At 32.2% G+C, this 5,582-nt stretch carries 2 protein-coding genes and 4 pseudogenes; 2 read left to right on the forward strand and 4 right to left on the reverse strand.

Annotation, left to right across the window (positions count from 1 at the left end):
- Positions 1-531: pseudogene (locus tag BAU27_RS11775) on the reverse strand (RNA-guided endonuclease TnpB family protein); the annotation flags it as partial.
- Positions 532-1,038: 507 nt separating this feature from the next.
- Positions 1,039-2,517, reverse strand: coding sequence for an Lsa family ABC-F type ribosomal protection protein (locus tag BAU27_RS11780; protein WP_071770970.1), 1,479 nt, complete (start codon positions 2,515-2,517; stop codon positions 1,039-1,041).
- Positions 2,518-3,258: 741 nt separating this feature from the next.
- Between BAU27_RS11780 and BAU27_RS11785 the strand changes: the two are divergent.
- Positions 3,259-3,483 (forward strand): annotated as a pseudogene (locus BAU27_RS11785) (hypothetical protein); the annotation flags it as partial.
- Between the two features lie 58 nt (positions 3,484-3,541).
- On the opposite strand, the pseudogene BAU27_RS33545 reads toward BAU27_RS11785, so the two are convergent.
- Positions 3,542-3,685, reverse strand: a pseudogene (locus BAU27_RS33545) (N-acetylmuramoyl-L-alanine amidase); the annotation flags it as partial.
- Positions 3,686-3,882: 197 nt separating this feature from the next.
- On the opposite strand from BAU27_RS33545, the gene BAU27_RS11790 reads away from it, so the two are divergent.
- Positions 3,883-4,224, forward strand: a complete 342-nt coding sequence (locus BAU27_RS11790; RefSeq protein ID WP_071770971.1) for a YolD-like family protein — start codon at positions 3,883-3,885, stop codon at positions 4,222-4,224.
- Between the two features lie 352 nt (positions 4,225-4,576).
- Here BAU27_RS11790 and BAU27_RS11795 read toward each other — a convergent pair.
- Positions 4,577-5,173, reverse strand: a pseudogene (locus BAU27_RS11795) (ATP-grasp domain-containing protein); the annotation flags it as partial.
- Between the last annotated feature and the right edge of the window lie 409 nt (positions 5,174-5,582).

A 5,582-nucleotide genomic window follows, 5' to 3' on the forward strand; every position in this document is an offset into this window, starting at 1 on the left:
TTCTTCTAATGACCGAATAAATTTCGGATTTTTATAGGTTGTTCCATCTGACAAAATGGCGAAATCTTTTAGTCCCACATCCATTCCAATGTAAGAATTTGTTTTCGGAAGTTCTTGCACTGCTGTTTCAACTAACAATGACACAAAGTATTTGCCAGAAGGGTTCCGTCTAACTGTAGCATTTAAAATACGTCCTTTTACTTCACGACTTTTGGCAAATCGAACAAGACCTAGTTTTGGCAATTTTATTTTGTTTCCTACAACGGCAATGTTTTCATTTGTTTGTTTTGTGGTATAAGATTGTACGTTGTTCTTCTTAGATTTGAAACGCGGGGCATTGTTTTGTTTTTTGAAAAGGCGTGTATAAGCATCCGCAAGGTTGCGAACAGACGACTGAATCGCAATACTATCCACTTCTTTTAGCCAAACAAACTCTTTCTTCATGGCATGAAGTTTGGCAGAGCATGTACCATATGTCAAACCCTTTCCTGTTTCTTTATATGCATTATCCCATAGAGATAGGAAGTGATTGGATAGCAGAAACTGTAGATGTAGCTTTGAAATAAAGTTTGTTCAAAAATACCTCACAATCCCAATTTTTACGATAAATAAAAAGAATCCATTTTGAAAAAAGATTGTTCAAAACTTGCTCTTAAAATATTCTAACGAATTATTTTTTTATAAATAAGTTTAATCATTTATTGTATTGCTTGTTCAACTACAATACCTGTTAATTGATTAACCCCTAGATAAACCAAGTAGTGACTTTATTTTATATTCACACTTTGTAATATCACACAACTAATCCTGTATCATTCAAACCTAAACATCTTCTTTAATAGTAGGAAAACCTGCTGGTCTTATATCATATTCCCATTTATGAGTGCATTCTGTTAATATGTATCCTACTTTTCCTATTAAAAAGCCTAATTTCTCAATTTATTGTAGAGAAATTAGGCTTTTTTCATCACTCCATTAAAGCGCCCTATAGTTTAATGACTTGATTTACTGATTATATCTTCAATCATTCACTTTGAACTACATAGATATAGTTTTTGTTGCAACTGTTTGTTGAAATGCCTTATCATGCTCAACAATAACCATTGTGGGATTAAATTGTTGAATAAGCTCTTCAATCTGCATGCGCGAATAAATATCAATAAAATTTAATGGTTCATCCCATATATATAAATGAGCTTTTTCACATAAACTTTTAGCGATAAGCAGCTTTTTCTTTTGTCCACCAGAATAATGAGATATATCTTTCTCAAATTGAATTCGGTCAAAATCCATCTTACGTAGGATGGATTTAAATAACGTCTCATCAATCTCGTGCTCTTCAATAAAGTCCGATAACGATCCCTTCAAATGAGAAGTATCTTGTTGGACATAGGAAATGATGGGTCCTGAACCTAAATTAACTGAGCCTGTATGCTGTACCGGACGCCCTAGAATTAGTTTTAGGATACTACTTTTCCCGCTTCCATTCTTTCCATCAAGTACAATTCGGTCCCCTTGTTCAACTATGAAGCTAATTGGTTCATTTACTATTTGGTCATCATACTTAACAGACACATCAGTCAAAACAACCAATTCATTTGACTGAAATTTCAATTGTTCTAATTTTAACGACTCAGTTTTCTCCACATTTTTTAGTAATTTCGACTTTTCTTCAATAGCTTTTTGTTGCCTTGATTCAAGGTTCTTCGCTCTCTTCATCATCTTGGCCGCTTTATGTCCTACAAAACCCTTATCTAACTTAGATCCTGAATTCCTTGTTCCATTTTTGGAAGCTTCCACTTGATGAGACCAACCTGCTGAATTCTTTGAAGACTGTTTTAATCTCCCTATGTCTTTTTGTAGACGCTCATTTATAGCCTCTTCGTGTTCCTGCTGTCTATCAAAATTTAACTTCCAAGAAGAATAGTTACCACTTTGAACTTCAATATTTGCTCTATTTATAGATAATATATGGTCAACGCAACCATCTAAAAAGATTCTGTCATGTGAAATCAAAATAAACCCTTTTTTCTTCCTTAGATAATCAGAGACCATCTTTCGTGCATCAGTGTCTAGATGATTTGTTGGCTCATCAATTAATAGAAATTGACCCTCATTCAAAAACAGTGCAGCAAGCAACACCTTTGTTTGTTCTCCATTTGATAATGTTTTAAATGGTCGATACATGACCTCGGCATCAACATTTAAATAGGATATTTCACGCAGAAATTCCCAATCTTCTGCTTGGGGACAAATTTCTTCAAGGATTTCATGAGTGAACTTGTTCTTATCCGAAACTGGGTAAGGGAAATAATTAAATTCTACCGAAGAAGTGATTTTCCCACTATACTCATAATTACCTAATAATAAATTAAAGAATGTCGTTTTACCTCGTCCGTTTCTACCAATAAACCCCAGTTTCCAATCCGTATCTATTTGAAAGTTCACACCTTCAAAAATATTATCAAAGCTACCTGGGTATGAAAAAGTTAAGTCTTGAACTTTTATCATTGACATAATAATTCCTCCTTTATATATCAACACTTTTCATATAAAGTCGGAATATCCATCAATTTTTTAATTCCTCCATATAAGTTTGATGGATATTAACGACTTATATAGAGCATTACATGTGTAACAATAGTGTCTGAATTACTCATTTTTCTCTCTCCTTTATTTGTTAGGTTACAGTTACGGATTAATAAATATCAACTTACCTATAAGAGAATAAAAAAATCCTCCCAATTTGTAATCGGAAGGATTAGTCTTTCACTTATACTTAATAAGTTCTTATTAATCATTGGAATCATGACAAATAAAGTATGAACTGATTTATAAAAATGGATAGACTAACCCTATATTTTGTAGTTTGAATTTATTAATTTCAAATTTAAATATAGATTAGTTAATCATTATTCATCCATCAGTCCTCTCATAATTCTATTTTTAGAGTAGCATTCTTTTTTATGGAATGCAATATCACAATCATCTTTACCTCAAATTACTGCTTACTACTTCTTTAGAATCAACAATGTATATTCCTTCTTTCTTTATACGTCCCTTCCATAAAAATCTTAATCCTAAATTGTGTGGCTTTAAAACACAGTTTGATCAAAAAGTGAAAACAAAATTTTATTCAAAATCACAATCCAAACTCATTTAAAATTCTTCGATCAAAAAGATAAAGCATCGCAACTTTTTTATAAACGTCGTGACTTTATTCAAAACATCGCGTCTTTTTTATAAAAATCGTGACTTTATTTAAAAGCGACAGTAGATAAAGTTTTAAACGAAAAAAGTGATTATGAAAAAATAAGTGCGAATATTTTTGGAGCAGATGTTCGAAAAGATAGAACTTCTATATTTAATAAGTATGATGAAGATGAAATCCCTCTTGAAATAGAAACTATTACATTACGAGATTTAATAGATATTTGGTTAAATGAGCACCCGAAATTGACAAACGAAAAAAATAACAAGTAAATAATGTTACATACAGCACGAAAAAGACTGCCCGTAATAGGCAACCTTTTCCGTTGAATTAACGCACATTCACATACGTATTACTAGCCGTAATATAGAACACTTGCCAATGACTATTATGCACTTTATATTGATACGAACCATTTACACTTATCTTCGCATCAATTATAAATCCTTATCCTGTATCAACAGAACCAGCAACAACACACTTACCTACAAAGGGACTCCACAGTAATTTCTCCTATTATATATATAAATCATTCTTAGTTAAATTGGTTTGATTTAATAAGGAGCTAAAAACCTCTAAATATTTATTTTATAATTACATAAATAATCCTAATATATTTAAAGTATGATACAATGATACGGTTATTAATAGTAATTAGGGGGAGATACAGCATGAACTATACACATATACCAAAAGAAATAGGAATGATTAATCGGACTCCATTTGCTTCGATACCGAAGAAATTCATCGGTATTGGTAAGATTGTTAAAAAACAAACAAAAGTGGAGCGCCCTACATTAACCCCAGACGAACAAGAAATTATTGAAAACAAGTTACTATGTTCATTTCTTTCTGAAGAGAAGAAATTGATTACTTATTATAGAGATGATCATTTGCTTACTAGATATATGACTATAACTGACATAAATCCGATAAAAAATTTAATAACTTGTACTGATGCATCTTATAACAGAATTTTTCTTAAATCTATGGATATAATTGATTTAAGATAAAAAACATACTGTTTATAAAGTTTGATTAAAAACCTCTTACAAATCCACATTCTGTGTTACACAAAAAGACTCCATTTTGAAAAAAGATTGATCAAAATAGAGTCTTTCTTTGTGACTGGATGTTCAATTTTTATAAAAAAGTTTGATCCAAACACATTTATAATTCTTTAATTGAAAAGATATAGCATCGCATCTTTCTTATAAACATCGTGATTTTATTTCATATCCATATCTTAAGTTGATGGGCATGTATGGTGCTTCCTGTATGTAGTTTTAGATACAAAATTAACAATTTGCGCTCAAATTAAACTTACAAAAAAAGCTGCTTCATCAGCAGCTTTCTCCCTATCTATTATATTTTCTCTAATTCACTACTAAGAAACTTCGCAATCTCGAGCATACCGTATTTTCCAACAACTGCTTCAGCGTCAGCATTGTAGTTTGTGTTTGTATTAATATCATAAGTAAAAATTTCACCATCGGCATTTCGAATAAACTCAATGCCCGCGATGGCGATATCATTTGCAGCCAAAACAGCCTCATACTTTTGAATAATTGGGTCATCAAAGCCCTCAATAATTTGAAACTTTGGTTTTTCCGGGGCTTTCTCTCCAACAGGACAGAACAAATCTCCAATTTGACAAGCATCAGCTGGGCACAATTCAAAGCCTTTGGACGTATCGACTTGAACTGCATATACAAATTTCCCGCCTACAAACCCACAACGTGTAATGTAAGGCTCAGGAGATTGAATGTATTCTTGAATTAATGTAATACCATCTACTGGCTCTTCAAATGCTGCACTTTCTACGTATTCTTGTAAAGAAGCAACAGACTGAAACAGTTGAACACCTAGTCCCTTTCCAGCACGGTTATGCTTCGTAATGAATAGACGTTCTTCAAATTGCGTTGCCGCTTCTATAATATGATCCTTATCAACAGCTGCAATTATGAAGCAGACAATCGAGGCAGAAGCTAAGAATAGATAGTCAATTTAGTTGATCAGGTAAACTTACGTGTTTTCTTCAAAAATGCTGGCGGTACCCAAATATTACTTAACATAGTAAAATAATATTTGGATGAGAGTCCAATACATATTATTAAAATTAAGATGGTTCAAGTCGGAGGAAGGCACCTTAGGGTGTCTTTTCTTTATAGGCTATCACCAAATCCTGTATCCATTATTCGTTCACTTTGAATACATACGGTTTAAGTTTATTATCAAATTACAAACAATGAAAGTAAAAAAATCCCTCAGATAAACAGAGGGAACCTTTAAAATTCACATTATTTTTCTTTCTTTAATCGCATTCTTCTATTTGATCGCCTTCTTCACCTGTGTTTACTGCCGAACTATC

This window comes from Bacillus sp. NH11B (assembly GCF_001884205.1).
Taxonomy (GTDB): domain Bacteria; phylum Bacillota; class Bacilli; order Bacillales; family Bacillaceae_G; genus Bacillus_A; species Bacillus_A proteolyticus.

Bases quoted from the DNA above. Each gene is read 5' to 3' on its own strand.
- BAU27_RS11790 (WP_071770971.1), top strand. From the start codon at position 3,883: ATGAACTATACACATATACCAAAAGAAATAGGAATGATTAATCGGACT.
- BAU27_RS11780 (WP_071770970.1), bottom strand. From the start codon at position 2,517: ATGTCAATGATAAAAGTTCAAGACTTAACTTTTTCATACCCAGGTAGC.